This is a genomic window from Acidovorax sp. 94 (assembly GCF_003634645.1).
Classification (GTDB): domain Bacteria; phylum Pseudomonadota; class Gammaproteobacteria; order Burkholderiales; family Burkholderiaceae_C; genus Acidovorax; species Acidovorax facilis.
The window spans coordinates 4062611-4081188 of the sequence record NZ_RBJA01000001.1 but is presented as its reverse complement, the minus strand read 5'-3'; the positions used below and the strand labels follow the sequence as shown (position 1 = coordinate 4081188).

Annotated in this window: 23 protein-coding genes; 6 read left to right on the top strand and 17 right to left on the bottom strand. The window is 65.6% G+C overall.

Annotated elements, in window-relative coordinates:
- Window positions 1–43 precede the first annotated feature (43 nt).
- The 14 genes from C8C94_RS18745 to mnmG all read right to left on the bottom strand — a co-directional run bounded on the left by C8C94_RS18745 (window position 44) and on the right by mnmG (window position 12858).
- Window positions 44–1006 (bottom strand): hypothetical protein, encoded by a 963-nt coding sequence (locus tag C8C94_RS18745; protein WP_121421785.1) that lies wholly within the window; start codon window positions 1004–1006, stop codon window positions 44–46.
- Between the two features lie 192 nt (window positions 1007–1198).
- The gene (gene lpoB / locus C8C94_RS18735; protein WP_121421784.1) at window positions 1199–1816 is read right to left on the bottom strand and encodes a penicillin-binding protein activator LpoB; all 618 of its coding nucleotides are present in this window, start codon (window positions 1814–1816) and stop codon (window positions 1199–1201) included.
- Between the two features lie 42 nt (window positions 1817–1858).
- Entirely contained in the window at window positions 1859–2272 is a 414-nt protein-coding gene (locus C8C94_RS18730; RefSeq protein ID WP_055395763.1) for a YcfL family protein, read from the bottom strand.
- Between the two features lie 35 nt (window positions 2273–2307).
- The gene (locus C8C94_RS18725) at window positions 2308–3834 is read right to left on the bottom strand and encodes a COG3014 family protein (RefSeq protein WP_121421783.1); all 1527 of its coding nucleotides are present in this window, start codon (window positions 3832–3834) and stop codon (window positions 2308–2310) included.
- Between the two features lie 327 nt (window positions 3835–4161).
- On the bottom strand, window positions 4162–4905 hold the full coding sequence (locus tag C8C94_RS18720; protein ID WP_121421782.1) for a class I SAM-dependent methyltransferase: 744 nt from the start codon (window positions 4903–4905) through the stop codon (window positions 4162–4164).
- Window positions 4906–4915: 10 nt separating this feature from the next.
- On the bottom strand, window positions 4916–5998 hold the full coding sequence (locus C8C94_RS18715; protein ID WP_233573513.1) for a hypothetical protein: 1083 nt from the start codon (window positions 5996–5998) through the stop codon (window positions 4916–4918).
- Between the two features lie 500 nt (window positions 5999–6498).
- Window positions 6499–7416 (bottom strand): ParB/RepB/Spo0J family partition protein, encoded by a 918-nt coding sequence (locus C8C94_RS18710; protein ID WP_010465109.1) that lies wholly within the window; start codon window positions 7414–7416, stop codon window positions 6499–6501.
- Between the two features lie 38 nt (window positions 7417–7454).
- Window positions 7455–7751, bottom strand: a complete 297-nt coding sequence (locus C8C94_RS18705) for a cupin domain-containing protein (RefSeq protein ID WP_121421781.1) — start codon at window positions 7749–7751, stop codon at window positions 7455–7457.
- A gap of 20 nt (window positions 7752–7771) precedes the next feature.
- Window positions 7772–8053: a hypothetical protein gene (locus C8C94_RS18700; protein ID WP_121421780.1), complete on the bottom strand. Its 282-nt coding sequence runs from the start codon at window positions 8051–8053 to the stop codon at window positions 7772–7774.
- Entirely contained in the window at window positions 8050–8592 is a 543-nt protein-coding gene (locus C8C94_RS18695; protein WP_121421779.1) for an alpha/beta hydrolase, read from the bottom strand. Before C8C94_RS18695 ends, C8C94_RS18700 begins: the two co-directional genes overlap by 4 nt.
- A gap of 34 nt (window positions 8593–8626) precedes the next feature.
- Window positions 8627–9439 (bottom strand): ParA family protein, encoded by an 813-nt coding sequence (locus C8C94_RS18690; protein WP_121421778.1) that lies wholly within the window; start codon window positions 9437–9439, stop codon window positions 8627–8629.
- A 42-nt stretch (window positions 9440–9481) separates the two neighbouring features.
- On the bottom strand, window positions 9482–10096 hold the full coding sequence (locus C8C94_RS18685; protein WP_121421777.1) for a LysE family transporter: 615 nt from the start codon (window positions 10094–10096) through the stop codon (window positions 9482–9484).
- Window positions 10097–10204: 108 nt separating this feature from the next.
- The gene (gene rsmG, locus C8C94_RS18680) at window positions 10205–10882 is read right to left on the bottom strand and encodes a 16S rRNA (guanine(527)-N(7))-methyltransferase RsmG (RefSeq protein ID WP_121421776.1); all 678 of its coding nucleotides are present in this window, start codon (window positions 10880–10882) and stop codon (window positions 10205–10207) included.
- Window positions 10879–12858 (bottom strand): tRNA uridine-5-carboxymethylaminomethyl(34) synthesis enzyme MnmG, encoded by a 1980-nt coding sequence (gene mnmG, locus C8C94_RS18675; protein ID WP_121421775.1) that lies wholly within the window; start codon window positions 12856–12858, stop codon window positions 10879–10881. The genes rsmG and mnmG overlap by 4 nt, the downstream gene beginning before the upstream one ends.
- Window positions 12859–13009: 151 nt before the next feature.
- Here mnmG and C8C94_RS18670 point away from each other — a divergent pair, with 151 nt between their 5' ends.
- The 4 genes from C8C94_RS18670 (at window position 13010) to C8C94_RS18655 (ending at window position 15270) form a co-directional block, all read left to right on the top strand.
- The gene (locus C8C94_RS18670) at window positions 13010–13609 is read left to right on the top strand and encodes a Crp/Fnr family transcriptional regulator (protein WP_233573512.1); all 600 of its coding nucleotides are present in this window, start codon (window positions 13010–13012) and stop codon (window positions 13607–13609) included.
- A gap of 53 nt (window positions 13610–13662) precedes the next feature.
- Entirely contained in the window at window positions 13663–14190 is a 528-nt protein-coding gene (locus tag C8C94_RS18665) for a DUF1772 domain-containing protein (RefSeq protein ID WP_121422974.1), read from the top strand.
- A gap of 110 nt (window positions 14191–14300) precedes the next feature.
- Window positions 14301–14912 (top strand): NADPH-dependent FMN reductase, encoded by a 612-nt coding sequence (locus C8C94_RS18660; RefSeq protein ID WP_121421773.1) that lies wholly within the window; start codon window positions 14301–14303, stop codon window positions 14910–14912.
- Window positions 14913–14991: 79 nt separating this feature from the next.
- Complete coding sequence (locus C8C94_RS18655; protein WP_121421772.1) at window positions 14992–15270, top strand: YkgJ family cysteine cluster protein; 279 nt, start codon at window positions 14992–14994, stop codon at window positions 15268–15270.
- A gap of 31 nt (window positions 15271–15301) precedes the next feature.
- On the opposite strand, the gene C8C94_RS18650 is transcribed toward C8C94_RS18655, so the two are convergent.
- Window positions 15302–15670 (bottom strand): VOC family protein, encoded by a 369-nt coding sequence (locus tag C8C94_RS18650; protein WP_121422973.1) that lies wholly within the window; start codon window positions 15668–15670, stop codon window positions 15302–15304.
- 106 nt (window positions 15671–15776) lie between these two features.
- A complete protein-coding gene (locus C8C94_RS18645; protein ID WP_228897030.1) occupies window positions 15777–16235 on the bottom strand; it encodes a DUF4087 domain-containing protein in 459 nt (152 codons plus the stop codon).
- A gap of 155 nt (window positions 16236–16390) precedes the next feature.
- On the opposite strand from C8C94_RS18645, the gene C8C94_RS18640 reads away from it, so the two are divergent.
- Entirely contained in the window at window positions 16391–17314 is a 924-nt protein-coding gene (locus C8C94_RS18640; protein WP_121421771.1) for an RNA polymerase sigma-70 factor, read from the top strand.
- Window positions 17315–17339: 25 nt separating this feature from the next.
- Here the strand turns inward: C8C94_RS18640 and C8C94_RS18635 are convergent, their stop codons facing one another.
- Window positions 17340–17795: a DUF4265 domain-containing protein gene (locus C8C94_RS18635; RefSeq protein WP_158603836.1), complete on the bottom strand. Its 456-nt coding sequence runs from the start codon at window positions 17793–17795 to the stop codon at window positions 17340–17342.
- A 218-nt stretch (window positions 17796–18013) separates the two neighbouring features.
- Here C8C94_RS18635 and C8C94_RS18630 point away from each other — a divergent pair, with 218 nt between their 5' ends.
- Complete coding sequence (locus tag C8C94_RS18630) at window positions 18014–18469, top strand: carboxymuconolactone decarboxylase family protein (protein WP_121421769.1); 456 nt, start codon at window positions 18014–18016, stop codon at window positions 18467–18469.
- Window positions 18470–18578: the final 109 nt, after the last annotated feature.

Sequence of the window (18578 nt, the reverse complement as noted above, 5' to 3'; positions counted from 1 at the left end):
GGTCGGCACCCAGTGGCAGCGCCTCACGGGGTTGCCACCCCTGCTACTTCAAGATGATGACCTGCTCAGGCTGCTGGGGCTGCGGCATGGGCATGGGCTGGCCGCCCTGTTGGTAGACCACGGGCGGGCGCACGCCGCGCGACAGGTTGGCGTCGGTGTAGCCCAGCTGCATGGCGAGCTGCTGGTACACGTCCTGCGCCAGCGACAGCGAGGTTTCGCGCATCACCTTGGCGCGGTTGGGGGGGGCGATGTCGCCACGGATCGACAAAATCTTGGTGTCGTTGCCTTCGCCCTGGGCAGAGAACGCGGCCTTGATCTCGTAGGTCTTGGTGTTGATGAGCGAGAAGTCGGCCAGAAGCTGCAGGCCGTACTGGCGCGTGGCGCTGGTGGTGCCTTGCAGGGGCGAGAGCGCGTCGGTGAAGTCGATGCTGGAGACCACGCCGAACAGCACGTAGTCGGCGCCGTTGAACTCGCCCTTCTTGATGCGGCTGATCACGTCGTTGACCTGGGGCTGAACCTGCGGCGTGGCCATCTTGCCGCCCTGCACCTGGTTGAGCACCTGCTCGGCCTTGCTCGGCTGGGGCTTGCCTGCGTCAAAGCCCTTGCCCTGGATCAGGCGGAAGTACGTGCCCTGCAGGATGGCGCCCTTGATGTCGTTGGTGTAGCCGCCCAGCTCGCGCTGCTCGATGTAGCTGTAGCGCCCGGCCACGTAGGTGCCGCTGGCCTGCTCGGACGCCTGCATCGAGTGGCTGCCCGAGTGCGAGCCGCCACCGCCATAGGGGCCGTGGCTGTAGCCACCGCTGTGGCTGCCGCCTGCGCTCATCTGGCTGCTGCGCTGGTAGGTACCGGCCACAAAGTATTCGGACACACGCTGGGCGTAGGCCAGGTCGGTCACGGCGATCTTGGGCGCCGCGCCCGGCTGCTGCGCCTGGGCGGCAGTGCCCCAGGCCAGGGTGGTGGCGGCGATCACGGCCAGGGCCGTGTGCAAAGTGGTTCTGCGTTGCATGGTGTGCTCCTTGTGAGCTAACGGGAATTCATGAATCCATCGAGCGATGTGGCCTTAGCGCTCACATCCTTCGAAACTGGCGCGGCCCAGGCCAGCGGCCGCCGCGCTAGGGCCGCCCCGCCGCGCTGGCGGCGTCCCCCTTCCCGCGCGCAGCGCGAGAGAAAGGGGGAAGCGGCGCAGCCGCTCAGGGGGTTACCTCTTACTCGTCTTTCGGATTTCCTTTTCGTCCTGCCACTCGATCGTGCCTTCCTGCACATCAAACAGCTTGAGCGTGAACTTGTAGTACACGTCCTTGGTGTTGTTGTTCTGCTTGACGATGCTGGTCAGCTCGCCTTCCATGCTGTACTTGGCGGCCGTCATCTGGCCGACCTTGGCGGTGGTGCCTTGCTTGTACAGGCCGCTCTGGTTCTGGCGCTGCAGCTCGTCCACACCGGCCTGCATCTCGTTGATGGAGCGCACGAAACGCACCTTGCCCGACTTGACCAGCGAGGTCTGGATCGAGTTCATCACGTTGGTGGTGTCGATGTATTCGCTGGTCTTGTTCTTCACGGTGGAGATCGTCACCGTGGGGCGGCCCTGGAAGATACCGGTTTCGAGCAAACCGCCGGTCATCTTCTCGGCAATCATCTGCAGGTCGGTGGAGCCGAATTCGTTGGTCACCAGCTCGACGGCCTTGGCATCGCCGTAGTTGACCTGGCGGTCAAAACGCACGGTGGGCGACGACAGGTTCTGGCAGGCCGACAGGGCCAGGGTGCTGGCCGCAAAGGCCAGGACCAGCGCGCTGCGCTGGATGCGGTTCTTGGTGTTCATGTTGGTTTACTCCTCACTCAAACAGGGATTGGCGCGGCGCGATCAGCGCGGCTCCACATTCATTTCCAGGCGCAGGTCCACGGCAGCGCTGGTGGGCGCCACGCTCTTGACGGTCTGCTGGCCCAGGCCCAGCACGCTCATCTGCTTCCAGGACTCGCCATCGCCCACCTGGTTGCCCACGTTGTCCAGCCACTTGAAGCGGTAGAACACGGTACGGTCGGTGCGGCCCATGTTGGCCATGTCGGCCTGCACCACCAGGATGTCGTTCTTGCGCACGATGCGCATCTCGCGCACGGCGATGCTGTTGGCTTCGCCACGCAGGGCGACCTTGGACGCCACGGCCAGCGGGGTGGCCGGGTCGTGCAGCTGGGCGCGGGCAGCGGTGGCCAGGGTCATCGCGAGGACCGCGCACGCAACGGCGGGTGCGGCGGCGGCAAGGGCAAAACGGGTTCTCATGCCAGAGGCTCCTTGAAAATGGGACATGTTCGGTTTCAGTTCTTGGCGGCAGGCGTGGCCGAGGTGGACTTGACCGCCGACTTGGGCACCGAGCGCGTGCGGGTGGTGGTGGTGGTCGTCGTGCGCACGGTGGTGGCAGGCTCTGCGGCGGGCTGCGGTGCCGCCGCCACGGTGGGCAGCTGGCCGAGCATGGCCACGTCGCCGGTCAGCACGCTGTTTTCATACATGCGCAGGGGCACGAGGGCGTACTGGCCGTCGATCTTGATGGGCTGGGGCAGCTGGCGGCCATTCACGCTCACCACATGCTCGCCGGGCGGCAGGTAGCCACGGGCCACATACACGCGGCCGGGCAGCATGCGCCACATGCGGTCGTCGGCCTGCTCGGTGGCCACCGAGGCGGCCGCGCCGATGATGCCGCCGATGAGGCCGCCGCGCTTTTGCAGTTCGTTCTGCAGCACGCCCTTGGCCACGGCGCGGGTGAAGCCACGCAGCACCATGCCGGGCATTTCGTCCTTGAGCGCGCGGCGCGCCATCACGTTCACGTCCACCACTTTTTCCAGCTTGAGGTCGGTGCCAGCAGCGGAGATGGTGGTCAGCAGTGGATCGGAAGACGGCTCGATCACGGGGTAGGAGATGCTGGCCGTGACCAAACCACGGCCCGTGGGCACGGGAATGGTGAAGGCCTTGGGCTTGCGCGCCGGGGCGTCACCGGCTTCGACGATGAAGAGCACGTCGGTCATGCGCTGGCGGCGCTTCCAGGTGAAGCCCGTGCGCGTGTCCAGGCCGCGCAGGCCTTCTTCCAGCACGCCGGTTTCGGGCTTGAGCTCGATGGCCTTGCGGTAGCCGGGCGCGGCCAGGCCGGGCTCGTTGAGCATTTCGTACAGAAAACCGGCCAGGTAGTGCGAAAGCGCGTTCTGGTAGCCGTTCTTGAGCGCCAGCACTTCGGGATCGTTCAGCGTCTCGACGGGGTAGCCGTTGAGTTCCTTGCCGCCAGAGGTGGCGCCCTTGGACTTTGCTTCTTCTTCAGCGGCCAGGGTTTCCTTGGCGCGGAACTCGGCAATGATGGCTTCGCGCTCGTGGGTGCGCTTGATATCCACGCGGGCGTTTTCGAAATCGCCCACGGCCATGCGGTTGAGCGCCAGGCGTGTGGTCACCCACACTTTTTCATAGTCCTGGCCTTCATAGACCTTCAGGCGTTCGCTGATCAGCGCAGCGCCCACGGTGCCCATGAGCTTGCTGGGGTTGGTCTTGGCAGTCTCTTCCCATTCCTTGACCTTGATGTCGGCCAGCAAGAAAGCGTTGGTGCTGTCGGGGTAGCGGCGGTCCATGCGCAGCAATTCGCCGCGTTCCATGTTGTAGAGCAGCGCGGTTTTTTCTTCCTCGCTCTTGGCCGTGCTTTCGAGCTGGGCGATGGCGGCGGGAATGCCGCCGCTGCGGCCAGCGTTTTGCATGTCGGTCGCCAGCTTGTCATGGCTCTGCATGGTGGCGCAGCCGGTCAGGGCGGCGCTCAGGGCCAGCACCCACAGAAGGCGTGGGCGGAAACGGGATGGGTGGGCGGTCATGAATGCTCCTTGCAGATCGGTCGGTTGTGCACCAGAAAACCCCGGCCATGTCCACGCGCAAGACGGCACCGCATTGCAGGCACACCCGTCAGGGTGGTGCGCCGCAGAAGCCGGTGTGGCCTGCAGGATGGGAAGTCCGGACAAGGAAGGTGCTGGCGGCCGGTGCGCCCCCTCCCGGCGCGTTCACGTGCTGCTGGCAGCCCCCTCTGGCTGTGAGTTTCTTGGTAGTTTTGTATGGGGTTGTAGCCAGGGACGCAATGTAGCAAAAGCTTGTATCTTTTCTGTAACCGCGCCGAACAGCTCAAATCGCAATGGAACATGGGCATCTCATGCCTCCAGGCGGTTCAGGGGAAGGCGGTACAGCCACACCACGCGGCCACCGGGCGCGCGCAGCTGCGCGCAAGGCAATACGCCGGGCACTGCGAACTCCAGGCTCACCAGCCACGCGCCGGGTGCCAGCTCGGCCTGGGCCTTGGCGGCGGCGCGGGCCATGCTCTCGGGCCGTTGGAACAGGTACACCATGCGGTAGGGGCTCCAGTCCTCGGCCCACATGTCGGCGCGCCGCACCCGGGCCCAGGGGCACCGCAGGGCGCACAGCAGGCGCAGGGGCCAGCTCCATTCGATGCCCTCCAGTTGCGCAGCCGGGTAGGCATGGCGCAGCGCCTTCAGGCCATCGCCCACGCCGCTGCCCGCATCCAGCACCCGGGCCCCCAGCGGCAGCGGGGCCTGCGAGGCCAGGGACTGCAGCGCATGGTGGGGCGTGGGAAACAGCGGCGCATCGCGCCAGGCGTTCAGGGGGTACACCAGCAGCAGCAGCGCCAGCGGCACCAGCCACGCCCAGGTCGGCAGGCTGGCCGCGCCCAGCAGCGCCAGCGACAGCGGAAAGCCCGCCGCAATCAGCCCGCGCCGCCACCAGCTCTCGCCCAGCACACTGGCCGCCGTCCCGAGCAGGCAGGCAGCCAGCAAGGCCGCCACGGGCGGGACCGCGCGCTGCAGGGCCACAAAAATCAGCCAAGCGCACGCCCACGCCACCAACGCGGGCAGGGGCCAGGGCATGCGCAGAGCCAACATGGGTTCGTTCTCAGCGGCCAAAAATGCCGCGCAGCAGGTTGACGGGGTTCACCACGTTGCCCGCATCCGTGCCACCCTCGCCCGCCGGCTGTTGGCCTGCCGGCGCGCCACCCATGCCACTCGAATAGGCACCGCCTGAGGCAGCCGCTGGAGCAGCCCCCATGCCGCCGCGCCGCCCCTGCATCTCTTCGCCCAGCATCGCCATGGTGTGCGACTTGACGCGCACGCGCACGGCCCACTCGGGCTCCCACGCGGCCTTGGGGTCGGCCGGGCGCGGCGGGTGCACGATGTGGCTTTCGCCGCCATAGGCCATCATGCGCAGCATGGGCGTGGCGTCACGCCCGCCGCCCGCAAAGATGCCCTGCGGAATGGCGCACTGCGTGGTTTCGGGCTGCAGCAGCACACGCTCCTTGAGCCAGCGGTCGATGGTGGCGGGCGACAGGTAGTCGAACAGGCCCATGCCCGTGTCGGGCGTCTCGGCGCTGGACCACATGATGAGGTCGTCCCCACTTTGCGACATGGCATGCAGGTAATAGGCGCGCGCATTGCGCACGGGCTGCCAGCTGGTGCCCATGCTGTCCTGCGGCTTGCCGGTGGTGCGCAGGTCGATGGCGGGCATGAGGTCTTGTGCCGCACCCAGCGTGAACTTCATGGACGCAGGCACACCGTCGCCGCGCACCTGGTGTTCGCCCACCAGCGAGCTGTCCCGCGACAGGCTCACCTGGTTGCGTTCGTTGGGGTACAGCGCATAGGCCGGGCCCACGCGCGGCCCCCGGTCGGGCACGGCGCGGCCGGCAAAGGCCTGTGCGTAGTCGGTCGGCTTGGCGCGCGCCAGATCGATGACGCGCGGCTGGCCCGCACGCACCGAGGCGCCGCAGCCCCAGTACAGCAGGATGCGGCCCTTGGGCTGGTGCTGCTGGTATTCCTGCGGCACCTCGCCCGGCTCGGTCTGGGTGGGCTGGGCACGGGGCGGGATCAGCGGAAGGGATTCGCCCATGCGCATGCCAGGCGGTATGGCCTGGCTGGCTTCGACGCCGGGGCGCAGGGTGTTGTGCAAGGCGATGTCGATGACACGCGGCGGCATGATGGACATGGCGCGGGCGTGGCCATAGGACGTGTTACCACCACCCGCCCTGCCCTGCGCGCCACCGCCCACCCCCCCATCAGGCCGCCGAGCATGCCGCCGCCACCGGGCAGGCTGTCCATCTCAGGCATGCCCGCCATGGTGCCGGTGGAGACATCCATCCACAGCTGGACTTTGGGGGCCTTGGTGGTTTGGGCCTGGGCGCCCAGGCTGGCGATGCACAGGCCAATGGCCAGGCAGGCGGGGGTCAGGACGAAGCGCAAAGAGGTCATGGGGGTCTGCTCCAGGAGATACATGGATCACCCGGCAAACCATCGTGGGCCACAGGGCGGCACCTTCGCCGCCCTGTGAAGAGGCCTTGCGGCCAACCCGGGTGTGTTGAACGCAGCGCAGTGTAGGCCCCGCACAGACGCATTTTGCCTGCGCAAGTTACCTGTGGAAACCGTTTGTGTGCGCTATTTCACGCATGTTTGCGCGGCGACAGCGCCGCGCCCCGGACCAACGGTCGATCAGCCGCGCAGGCGGTCGATCAAGCCATTCAAAGCTTCGAGCGAGCCGAACTGAATCGCCAGCTCGCCCATGTCCTCCACCCGGCCATGGCGCTTCACGCGCTTTTTCACGCGCACCTCGACCTCGGCCATGAGCAGGTCCGAGAGTTCTTCTTCCACGCGCTTCAAGTCGCGCGACTTTTCCTTCTGGGGCTTTTGCGGCACCAGGCTGAACTCGGCACCGATCTTCTTGACTAGCGCTTCGGCCTCGCGCACGGACAGCTTCTTGGCCGCGATCTGGTTGCCCGCGGTGATCTGGGCCGCGCGGTCCAGCGACAGCAGCGCGCGCGCATGGCCCATGTCGATGTCGCCCGCCATCAGCATGGTCTGCACGGGCTCGGCGAGGTTGAGCAGGCGCAACAGGTTGCTGGCGGCGCTGCGCGAGCGGCCCACGGCCTGCGCGGCCAGTTCGTGCGTGAGGCCAAACTCCTTGACCAGGCGCTGCAGGCCATGGGCTTCTTCCAGCGGGTTGAGGTCTTCGCGCTGGATGTTCTCGATGAGCGCCATGGCCGCCGCCGACTCGTCGGGCACGTCGCGCACCAGCACTGGCACCTCGGCCAGGCCCGCCAGGCGCGAGGCGCGGAACCGCCGCTCGCCCGCAATGATTTCGTACTTGCCCGCGTTGTCCCCACCCGTCAGGCGCCGCACCAGGATGGGCTGCATGATGCCCTGGGCCTTGATGGATTCGGCCAGCTCGTACAGCGCACCCTCGTCCATGCGCGTGCGGGGCTGGTACACGCCGGGCACCAGCTCGGACAGCGGCAGGCTGCTGGGCAGCCCGGCTTCGGCCGCCTGGGCCTGCTCCACTTTTTCTTCGACCTTGGGGCCCAGCAGGGCTTCCAGGCCTCGGCCGAGGCCCTTGGGTTTTTTGGTGACCATGAAATGCTTCTCGCGAAAAGGAATGGGGGAAAGAGTCTTCAGCGGTCGATGATGACCAGCGTGCCATGGCTGCCGGGCGCGACGGCGTGGGGCACACCCGCGGGCACGATGAACACCTCGCCCGCATTCACCTCGGTGACCTGCCCTTGCAGGTCCAGGCGCATGCAGCCGTCGAGCACCAGCAGCGCCTCGTCAAAGTCGTGCGACTCGTCGGGGTAGGCGGCGTCGTCCATGCGCAGCACCTTGACGTTGGCGCCTGCGGCCTGGCCCACGATGGTGGAGTTCCAGGCGCGGGGCAATTGGTCGGCGATGGCGGACAGGTTGATTTTGGTCATGGGTCAGAAGCACAAGTATTTCAAAACGTGGGGCGGCGCGCCGCTCGGCGCTTCTTGCGGCTGCGCCACAAACGAAGCCATACACCGAATGCGATGGCCAACAGCACCAGGGCCAGCATGAACTGCCCCAGCGCGCCCACCACCACGGCCCCGCTGGGCAGCAGCCAGGCCAGCACCAGCTGCAAGGCATCGACCAACCCGTAGGCATCGACGGGGCGCCGCCGGGTTGCGGGGACAGCATCCGGTGCAGTGACGTCTGCAGTCACCGGCGGGCGCTTGCGCCACAAGGCCCAGCGGCTCATGCCGGGTTGGCCAGCTGCATCAGCCAGCCGTGCCCCTCGTCCCAATCGCCCAGGCCCGATTCGGCATTGATGTGGCCGCGCTCGCCGTAGTCGATGAAGCGAGCGCCCCAAGCCTGCGCCAAACCCTCAGCGCGCTCCAGGCTGCAATACGGATCATTGCGGCTGCCCACCAGCAGGGCCGGGAACGGCAGCGGCTGGCGTGTAATGGGCGCCCAGCCGTGGATCTGCGCGGCCAGATCGGGCCGCTCCACATCGCCCGGTGCCACCAGCAACGCACCCAACACGCGGTGCGCGTTGGCCGAATGCGCAGCCCACCACGCGGTGAGAACGCAGCCCAGGCTGTGCGCCACCAGCACCACGGGGCCGTCGGCATCGACCACGGTTTCTTCCAGCCGCGCCGACCAGTCACCGCGCAGCGGGCGCATCCAGTCGTGCTGCTCTACGCGCTGGTAGCCGTGCACAGCCTCCCAGCGGCTTTGCCAGTGGTCGGGGCCGGAGTTCTGCCAGCCGGGCAGCAACAGGATGTTGGTTGCCTTCATTACTATCAATTTAATAGCTGTTAGCGCTTGTCTATCAAGCGCCAGGTGCCATTTTTGCCATGGAAGATGCAGCAGCAGGCATGTTTTTCACGCGGTCCACCATCTCTTGCGCAAACTCGACGAAGGCTTGGCTGCCCTTGGCCGCCGGGTCAAACACCACGCCGGGCAAGCCGTAGCTGGGCGCTTCGGCCAGGCGCACGTTGCGCGGGATGACGCTGTTGAACACCTTCTCGCCAAAGTGGCCCTTGAGCTGGTCGCTGACCTGCTGCTGCAGGGTGATGCGCGGGTCGAACATCACGCGCAGCAGGCCGATGATCTGCAGGTCGGCATTGAGGTTGGCGTGCACCTGCTTGATGGTGTTGACCAGGTCGGTCAGCCCTTCGAGCGCGAAGTACTCGCACTGCATGGGCACGATCACGCCATGGGCGCTGCACAGGCCGTTGAGCGTGAGCATGGAGAGCGACGGCGGGCAGTCGATGAGCACGAAATCGAAGTCGGTATCGGCCTCGGCCAGCGCGGCCTTGAGGCGCTTTTCGCGGTGCTCCAGCGCCACCAGCTCCACCTCGGCGCCCGCCAGTTCGCGGTTGGCGCCCAGCACCCAGTAACCACATTTTTCCGACAGCACGGCTGCCTCTTTGACCGAGGCGGATTCGAGCAGCACGTCATACACCGTGAGGTCGAGGCTGCGCTTGTCCACGCCCGAGCCCATGGTGGCGTTGCCCTGCGGGTCCAGGTCCACCATCAACACGCGCTGGCCGATCTTGGCCAGGCCCGCAGCAAGGTTGACGGTGGTGGTGGTCTTGCCAACGCCACCCTTTTGGTTGGCAACGCAGAAAATTTTGGCCATGTGGGTGTTGCAGTCCGTGTTGTTGTTGTCGTTGTCGTTGTTTTATTTGGAGATGGCGAGCTTGATGCCAAAGCCGATCAGAAAGACGCCCGCCACCTTTTCCAGCACGCGGCCGATGCGTGGGTTGGCGCGCATGCGCTCGGCCAGGTGGTGCGTGAGCAGCACGGCGACCAACCCGTAGATAAACGTCAGCACCGCCACCGTCGCTGCCATCACGCCAAAGGTCAGCAACCCCTGATGCAGGGCCGGGTCCACAAACAGAGGGAAGAACGCCATGTAAAACACGATGGCCTTGGGGTTGAGCAAGGTGATCAGGCCGGCCTGTTTGAAGTAGTGGCGCGGCTGGATGTTGAGGATGGGTTGCGCGCCGGGCTTGGCCGTCAGCATCTTGAAGCCCAGCCAAGCCAAGTAGGCCGCGCCCAACCACTGCACTGCATTGAACGCTGTGGGGTACGTGGCCAGCAGCGCCGCCACACCGGCCACCGCGGCCCACATCAACACTTGGTCACCCGCGATCACCCCCATCGTGGCCGCCAGGCCGCCCCGCACGCCGCCCTTGCTGGTGGAGGTGATGAGCGCCAGATTGCCGGGGCCCGGAATGAGCAGGAACAACACAATGGCGGCGACAAAGGCGCCGTAGTCTGCGATGCCGAACATGATCTCTCCCGGTGTGCTGGACGGGTGCGCAGATGGATGCACCCGAAGTGAGGTGCCGAGTTTACGCGACCACTCCGCCCCGGCCGCTGACAAGCTAGCGGCCGACGGTCAGACCGGCTTCATCCAGATGATGCAGCGCTCGGCGTCGAGGCGTGGGACGGTGAGCTGTTCCACGTGAAACACCGACACATCGGTGGGCAGGGCCGTAATTTCATCCTCGGGGTGCTTGCCCTTCATGGCCAGCCAGACCCCGTGCGACGCCACCAGCGCAGCGCGTGACCAGGTCACAAAGTCAGGCAACGAAGCAAATGCGCGGCAGCTGATGATGTCAAAGGGGGTGGTCAGCGTCTCGACCCGTGCGTGCACACCATGCAGATTGCGCAGCTTGAGCGCCACCGCCGCCTGCTGGATGAACGCAGCCTTTTTGCCCACGGTGTCTACGCAGCTCACATCCACCTCCGGGCAGCAGATGGCAAACACCACACCGGGCAAACCTCCGCCCGAGCCGACGTCGAGCAAGCGCACAGCGTGATGACCCTCCCCTGCAAGCACAGCAACATGGCGGCGCAGCGGCGGCACAGCGGCCAGGCTGTCCAGCAGATGGTGCGTCATCATCTCCTGCGGATCGCGCACCGAGGTCAGGTTGTAGACCTTGTTCCACTTCTGCAGCAGGGCCAGAAAATCCATCAACAGGGTGATCTGGGCATCGGTCAGACCCAGGGCCAAGGCATCGGCCCCTGCCTGCAGCTGTTGGCGCAAGCTGTCGTTTGTCACTGCCATCGTCATGCCGCCACTTCCCCTTCTGCCTTGACAGCCGCAGCCACGGCAAACTCCTTGAACCCGCCCTTCTTGAGATGCACCATCAGCAGCGAGATCGCCGCCGGTGTGATGCCCGTGATGCGCGAGGCATGGCCCAGCGTTTCCGGACGGTGGCGGTTCAAAACCTGTCGGGCCTCGATGCTCAGGGCCGTGACCTGCATGTAGTCCAGGTCGGGCGGCAGACGCAGTTTCTCGAAATGCGCGGCACGCTCCACCTCGCCCTTTTGCCGGTCGATGTAGCCCGCGTACTTGGCGGCAATCTCCACCTGCTCCAGCACCGGCTCGCTCAGCTCGCCCAGGGTTTCACGTGAAACATCGGCCGATGCGTACTTGCCGCCGTCCATGGACATCAGATTGGCATAGCTCACATCGGGGCGGCGCAGCAGCTCGAACAGGTTGTACTCGTGCTCAATGCTCTTGCCCAGCACGCGCTCGGATTCCGCCGCAGGCAGGTTGCGCGGGTTCACCCAGGTCGCCTTCAAGCGCTCTGTTTCACGTGAAACCGCATCGCGCTTGCGGCTGAACGCATCCCAGCGCGCATCGTCCACCAGGCCCATACGGCGCCCCACTTCGGTCAGGCGCATGTCCGCGTTGTCCTCGCGCAGTTGCAGGCGGAACTCGGCCCGGCTGGTGAACATGCGGTAGGGCTCTGTCACGCCCTTGGTGATGAGGTCGTCCACCAGCACGCCCAGGTAGGCCTCGTCGCGGCCAGGCAGCCAAGGCGCGTCGCCCCGGCACTGCAGGGCGGCGTTGATGCCTGCGAACAGGCCCTGGGCCGCCGCCTCTTCATAACCGGTGGTGCCGTTGATCTGCCCGGCAAAGAACAGGCCCTGGATCTGCCGCGTTTCAAAACTGCTCTTGAGCGAGCGCGGGTCAAAGTAGTCGTATTCGATGGCGTAGCCGGGGCGCAGGATGTGCGCGTTCTCCAGCCCCTTCATGCTGCGCACCAGCTCGTACTGGATGTCGAATGGCAGGCTGGTGCTGATGCCGTTGGGGTAGAACTCGTGCGTGGTCAGACCCTCGGGCTCCAGGAAGATCTGGTGGCTGTCCTTGTCGGCAAAGCGGTTGATCTTGTCTTCTACGCTGGGGCAGTAACGCGGGCCCACGCCCTCGATCTTGCCGGTGAACATGGGGCTGCGGTCAAAGCCGCTGCGGATGATCTCGTGGGTGCGCTCGTTGGTGTGCGTCACCCAGCAAGGCATCTGGCGCGGGTGCATTTCTGCGTTGCCCATGAAGCTGAACACGGGCACCGTGCCCTCGTTCACACCACCGGGCATGCCGTCTCCGGGCTGCTCAGTGCACTGCGAGAAGTCGATGCTGCGCCCATCCAGCCGGGGCGGCGTGCCGGTCTTCAGGCGCCCCTGGGGCAGCTTTAGCTCCTTGAGGCGTGCCGACAGCGACACGGCAGGTGGGTCACCCGCCCTGCCCGCCGCGTAGTTGTTCAGCCCCACGTGGATCTTGCCGTCCAGGAACGTCCCGGCGGTGAGCACCACCGTGCGCGAGCGGAACCGGATGCCCACCTGCGTCACGGCGCCCACCACGCGGTCGCCCTCCACCATCAAGTCGTCCACCGCCTGCTGGAACAGCCACAGGTTGGGCTGGTTCTCCAGCATGCGGCGGATGGCGGCCTTGTACAGAATGCGGTCGGCCTGGGCGCGCGTGGCACGCACGGCAGGGCCTTTGGAGCTGTTGAGAATGCGGAACTGGATGCCGCCCTCGTCCGTGGCCAGCGCCATCGCCCCGCCCAGCGCATCCACCTCTTTCACTAGGTGGCCCTTACCGATGCCGCCAATGCTGGGGTTGCAGCTCATCTGGCCCAGCGTCTCGATGTTGTGGGTCAGCAGCAGGGTTCTTTGCCCTAAGCGCGCAGCGGCCAGCGCGGCCTCGGTGCCTGCATGGCCACCGCCGACAACGATCACATCAAATTCCTGGGGGTACAACATGGGGAACACTCCGGGGCCTGGCGGGCCCGATAATCAAAACACCCGGTGCGCTAGGGTGCCCTGTCAAAGGCGCCGCACACCGGCCCTGCTGGTGGTGGGCGCACTTGGCGCCCCAGCAGGCAACCCGCGATTTTCCCACTTTGCGCAGGCCGTGTCTGTTTCCAGCCCCCTCACCCTCTTCCTGACCGAGTTGCTTGGCGTCCCGCCTCCGGCCGTGGAGACCTGGTGGGTACGCGCCGAACGGCGCTTGCTGGAGCGTGGCCAGCCCCTGCTGCGGGCGGGCGAACACTGGCGGCACCTGTGGTGGGTAGAGCGCGGCGCCCTGCGGCTGTACTACCTGGACCGCGACGGGGCCGAGTCCAACAAGAACTTCTTTCTGGACGGCGCCCTGTGCTGGCCCATCACCCCCACACTGCGCCAGCAGCCGGTGATGTTTCACGTGGAACCGATGGAAGACAGCGTGGTGTGGGCGCTGCCCTTGCCCACCCATCCCAGTGACCCACTGCCCAGCGCGGGCTGGGCACCGTGGGACGCGCTGGAGCACCGGGTGCTCTGCGCCCTGCTCGACGGCAAGATGCAACGCGAACAGGAGTTCTTGCAGCTCAGCGCCCGCCAGCGCTACGCCAGTTTGCTGGAGCAGCACCCGCAGTGGGCGGATCGCATCGCCCTCAAACACCTCGCGTCCTACCTGGGCGTGACCGATGTCTCTCTGTCGCGCCTGCGCAGCGAGATGGGGCTTATCAAAGGATAAGGCGCGGGGTGCGGGGCATCGGCAGACTGCGGGCATCGTTCTACATGCCCGCCATGACCACCATCCCACGCCCCCACAACCCGCCGCCTGCCCTGCTCGTCCTCATCCCGCACGCCTTCGCCGTGTTGTGGCTCGGCCTCATGGCGGGGTTCTTCGGCACCTACAGCGCCAACGTCAACCTGGCCATGTTGCAGATGGACGGCGCCACCTACACCACCGTGCAGTCCGCCTTCAACCGCAACGTCCGGCACGCCCTGTTCTTTGCGCTGTTCTTTGGCCCCCCGCTGTGGTGCGCGCTGGCCGTGGCTACGGCTTGGCGTGAACACCGCACGCTGTGGTGGCGCCTGCTGGCCGTGGTCGGCGTGGCCTACCTGCTGGGCATTGTGTTCTTCACCCAGCAGGTCAACCTGCCCCTGAACTACACAACAGAAGCCTGGAACCCCAAGGCCCTGCCCGCCGACTGGGCCAAAGTGCGTGACCAGTGGAATGCCGCCAACCTGTGGCGTGCGCTGCTCAGCCTGGGTTGCTTTGCCACAGCGCTGGGGACGCTGGTGGGGCGGCTTGCCGGTCGCGGCACGTAGATCGCTACATCTGCCCCGAACACCGTGCAGCCACACCACGGAATAACCCTGCCCGGCATGCCTCGCTTGCAGGATTCCTGCCGTACGCCTGTGATTCAATCGCAGGCACCATGCCACACACCACTCCCTCCCTCCTCATCTTTGCCGGCAGCACGCGCCAGCAATCCTTCAACCGCAAACTGGCCCACGCCACAGCCGCCATCGCACGCGACGCGGGCGCCAGCGTCACGCTGCTGGAGCTGTCCGAGTTCGACATCCCGCTGTACAACGCCGACCTCGAAGCCCAGGGCACGCCCGCCGACGTGATCCGGCTCAAGAAAATCCTGTGGCAGCACCCCGCCTGGGTCATCTGCTCGCCCGAGTACAACGGCAGCTACACCGCCCTGCTCAAGAACACCATCGACTGGGCCTCCAGCCCGGTCAAGGGCAACCCTGACTGGCAGGACGGCGGCAAGAGCTTTCGCGGCAAGGTGGTGGGCATGCTCAGCGCGTCGCCGGGGGCACTGGGCGGCCTGCGCTCGCAAAGCCATCTGGCCCCTTTGCTCATCAACGCCGAATGCTGGCTGGCGCCCAAGGCGTTTGCGCTGGGCTCGGCGGGCAGCGCGTTTGACGACAGCGGCGCCCTCATCCAGCAAGCCCACCGCGACCGCGTGCGCGCCGTGGTCGACCAGGTGCTGTGGGCATCCAGCCGCCTGCACGGCGACGCTGCCGCTGGCCAGTGAACACCAAAATTTGAGTTAAATTGGCCTCTAGCGCTTACCCGACAAGCGCCAGAAGCTACACAAACAATAGCAAATACCCATGAACTGCCGCCCTGGCTGCGGCGCCTGCTGCACCGCCCCCTCCATCAGCTCGCCCATCCCGGGCATGCCGCAGGGCAAACCTGCGGGGGTGCGGTGCGTTCAACTGGGGGACGATGCGCGCTGCCGCATTTTTGGGCAGCCTGAACGACCGGCGGTGTGCGGCGGGTTGATGCCGTCGGTGGAAATGTGCGGAACCAGCAATGGGCAGGCGCTGGCGTATCTAACGCGGCTGGAGCGCCTCACGCAGCCGGGAAGTGTTGGCGAACGGGTGGCGTAGGCGGTCCTGTTTCCATCGGGCGGGGTACCCACTACTTCATCGAGTGCAGCCCAACCTTGTTGCCCTCGGTGTCCACAAAATGGGCAAAAAAGCCAAAGTCGTTGCCAATCTCCGTCTTGGGCACCACCACCGCCCCACCCGCCTGCGCTACGCGCGCCAGCATCGGGGCCAGGTCCTCTCCGCCATTGAGATACACCATGGTCCCGTTCCGGGAGGGCATGCTGCCCTCGCCCTGCACGAGGGCGCCGCCCACGGCAGTGGGGTCTGTGGACAACATGCCCATTTTGGTCGGGCCCATTTCCATGGGTGCAATGGTGATGCCCAGCACCATTTCATAGAAGGTCTTGGCGCGGGTGAAGTCGGTCACAGGGATCTCGAACCAATTCAATGCGTGGGACATGGTGCTCTCCTTGGGTGGGTGAAATTGGGAACCGCAGTCGGATATTTGCGCAGAGTGGCGCAGCACCACAAGCATATTTTTTGGGGGCATCCGCTTACCGACTGCCTCAAGGCTTCGGCAAAGCCCTATCTTGCCGACACGCCTTCAAAGGCTTTGCCGTGGCTGATGCAATGCGCAGCACCCGCCCGTCGCTGCGGTCCACCACCACCTTCATGCACGCACACCCGTAGCCATAGTGGCCATTGGTTTTCTTCCACTGCGCGTCGGTGAACACGGGCCAGTCGCCTTCGGCACTGTCTCCACCCTGGGTGGAGACCACCCACTCGCCATCACGGTCGGTCAGGGTGGCGTTGTTGGGGGTGGGGTTGTGAAACCAGCCGCAGCGGTTTTCCAGCGGCTGGGCAACACCAGCGGCGGATAGCGGTGTTTGCGTTTGGGCCTGGACTGGGGTCGCCCACGGCACCAGCGCGAACAAGAGCATTGCCACCGCCGCCTTCGCGCCATTCCCCATCCGGCCCACGCGCGGGGTTGCTTGCGCGCGCTGGGTTGCGTACAAAGCGGCCATCTCTGCATCCTTTCCATTTCAGATCAAAAGTGCTTCTAGCGCTTATACAGCAAGCGCTGGCAGCTATCAAAACAAAAGCGACTGCGGAGACCTTGTCACAAGACAGCGACCTCCAACGTCTGTAAAAGACCCGCAGGTCTCTCACGTACACCACCATGACCACACAGCCCGCATCCGCCGCCCCACCCGCCACCGACCCCTTCACCACCCTGCGCCCCCGCCTCTTCGGCATTGCCTACCGCATGCTGGGCGTGCGCGCCGATGCCGAGGATGTGCTGCAGGACACCTGGCTGCGCTGGAGCCGCCAGGACCCCACCGCGCTGCAGTCGGCCGAGGCCTGGCTGGTGACGGTGGTCACGCGGCTGTCCATCGACCGGCTGCGGGCACTGAAGGCCGAGCGCGAGGCCTATGTGGGCTGGTGGCTGCCCGAGCCGCTGGTGGAGCTGCGCGACCACACCACCGGCGACGCGCAACACCACAACACGCCGGAGGCAGCCGCCGAGCTGGCGGGCGAGCTGTCGGTGGCCTTCTTGTATGTGCTGGAGCGCCTGGGGCCCGAGGAGCGCGCTGCATTCTTGCTGCGCCAGGTGTTTGACTACGACTACCCCGAGATTGCCGCGCAGCTGGGCAAAACCGAGGCCAGCTGCCGCCAGATGGTGCACCGCGCCAGCGAACGTGTGCAGCAGGCGCGCACACGCTTTGAGGTGCCCCACGCCGTGCATCACCAGTTGCTGCAGCGTTTCATGCTGGCCGCCAAAAGTGGCGACCGCAACGCCATCGAGGCGCTGCTGAGCGAAGACGCGCAGCTGATTGGCGACGGCGGCGGCAAGGTACCGTCCTTCCCCAAGCCGCTGCAGGGCCGGTTCCGTATTGCCATGCTGTACTGGGCGCAACACCGCCGCTTGGGCGAACAGCTGGCCTACCGCATCGCCCTCATCAACGGCGAGCCGGGGCTGCTGTACTACGCCAACGGCCGCCTCGACTCCGCACAGGCATTTGTGACGGATGGGGAGCAGATTGTGGCGATCTATGCGGTGCGCAACCCGGACAAGCTGGCGGGGGTGCCGGCCGTGCTGTGATGGCTAACACGGCCCGGCAGATACATCACTCTTCCGCGCTCTGGTCGTCTTCGGGTGGAGGATGGCCGTCATGCGCAACCTCGAAATGCAGCAGCTGAGCATCGTCGGCGGCTTTCAATGCAAGGTAGCAACGGTCCGCAGAGGAGTCTTTTGGAACATCAATCACCACAAACGGCATGTTGCCGATTTGGCCTGATTCGAATCTGCACCCCTCTGTCTTGAGGAACTCCAACGTGACTTCCATAGGGACAAGCACACCGTCCACACGCTGCGGAATGACACGGTAGGTGGAGTGTCCGCTGCGCGCGACGACATGCAGGAACATGCGAGCACCGCCACGAAGTTGAGTGGCCACGCGGTCGCCATATGAAACACCGCGAACAAAAAAAGGGGCGTTCTCAATCACGAATTCATCAGGCGTATCGGTGTGGCTGGCCCATAGCGTTTCACTGGAGTGTCCGTGCCAATCATCAGCATCCACTTCGAATCCAACTTTTATCATCGCCAACGCCTCCTATAACGATCAATGTTAAGCGGAGCCCCTACAGCCTCACGGCAACGTTTCGACCAACAAGGGGCCAACCTGTCACAACCGCGCACAGCGCAACGTCTTGAAGGACATGGAAGGCGGCAACAGCCGGTTCGCTGCGCCTTCTTCCAGCCCGCCTTGTTTTCTTTCCATCCCTTCAGGAGCTTTCCATGTCCCAACACACCGCCCGCCTGCCCTATCACAAGCTGTCTTCCAAAGCCTTCATGGGCCTGGTGGGCCTTTCCGAAACCATCAAGAAGGGCCCGCTGGGCGCGCGCCTGGCCGAGCTGGTGTTTCTGCGCGTGTCGCAGATCAACGGCTGCGCATACTGCATGGACATGCACTGGACCTACCTGGTCAAGGACGGTATGGACCCGCGCCACCTGAACGCCGTGGCGGGCTGGCGCGAGGCGCCGTTCTTCGGCGAACGTGAACGCGCTGCGTTCCGCTGGGCCGAGATCATCACCGCCACGCCCCACAGCGATGCGAGCGACGAGGAATATGCCAAGCTGCAGACGGTGTTCGACGAAGCGGAAATCTCCGAACTGGGCTTTGCCATTGGCGTGATCAACGCGTGGAACCTCATCAACGCGGGCATGCGGGCGCCGATTCCGCAAGCGGGCTGAGCACAGGCGCAGGGCTTTTCCGCAGCGCGACCCCTGGCATTACTCGATTGACGATCTGGCATCGCTCGGCCAGACTCGTCGCCACTGATGGGCCGCTGGTTCTGCGGGC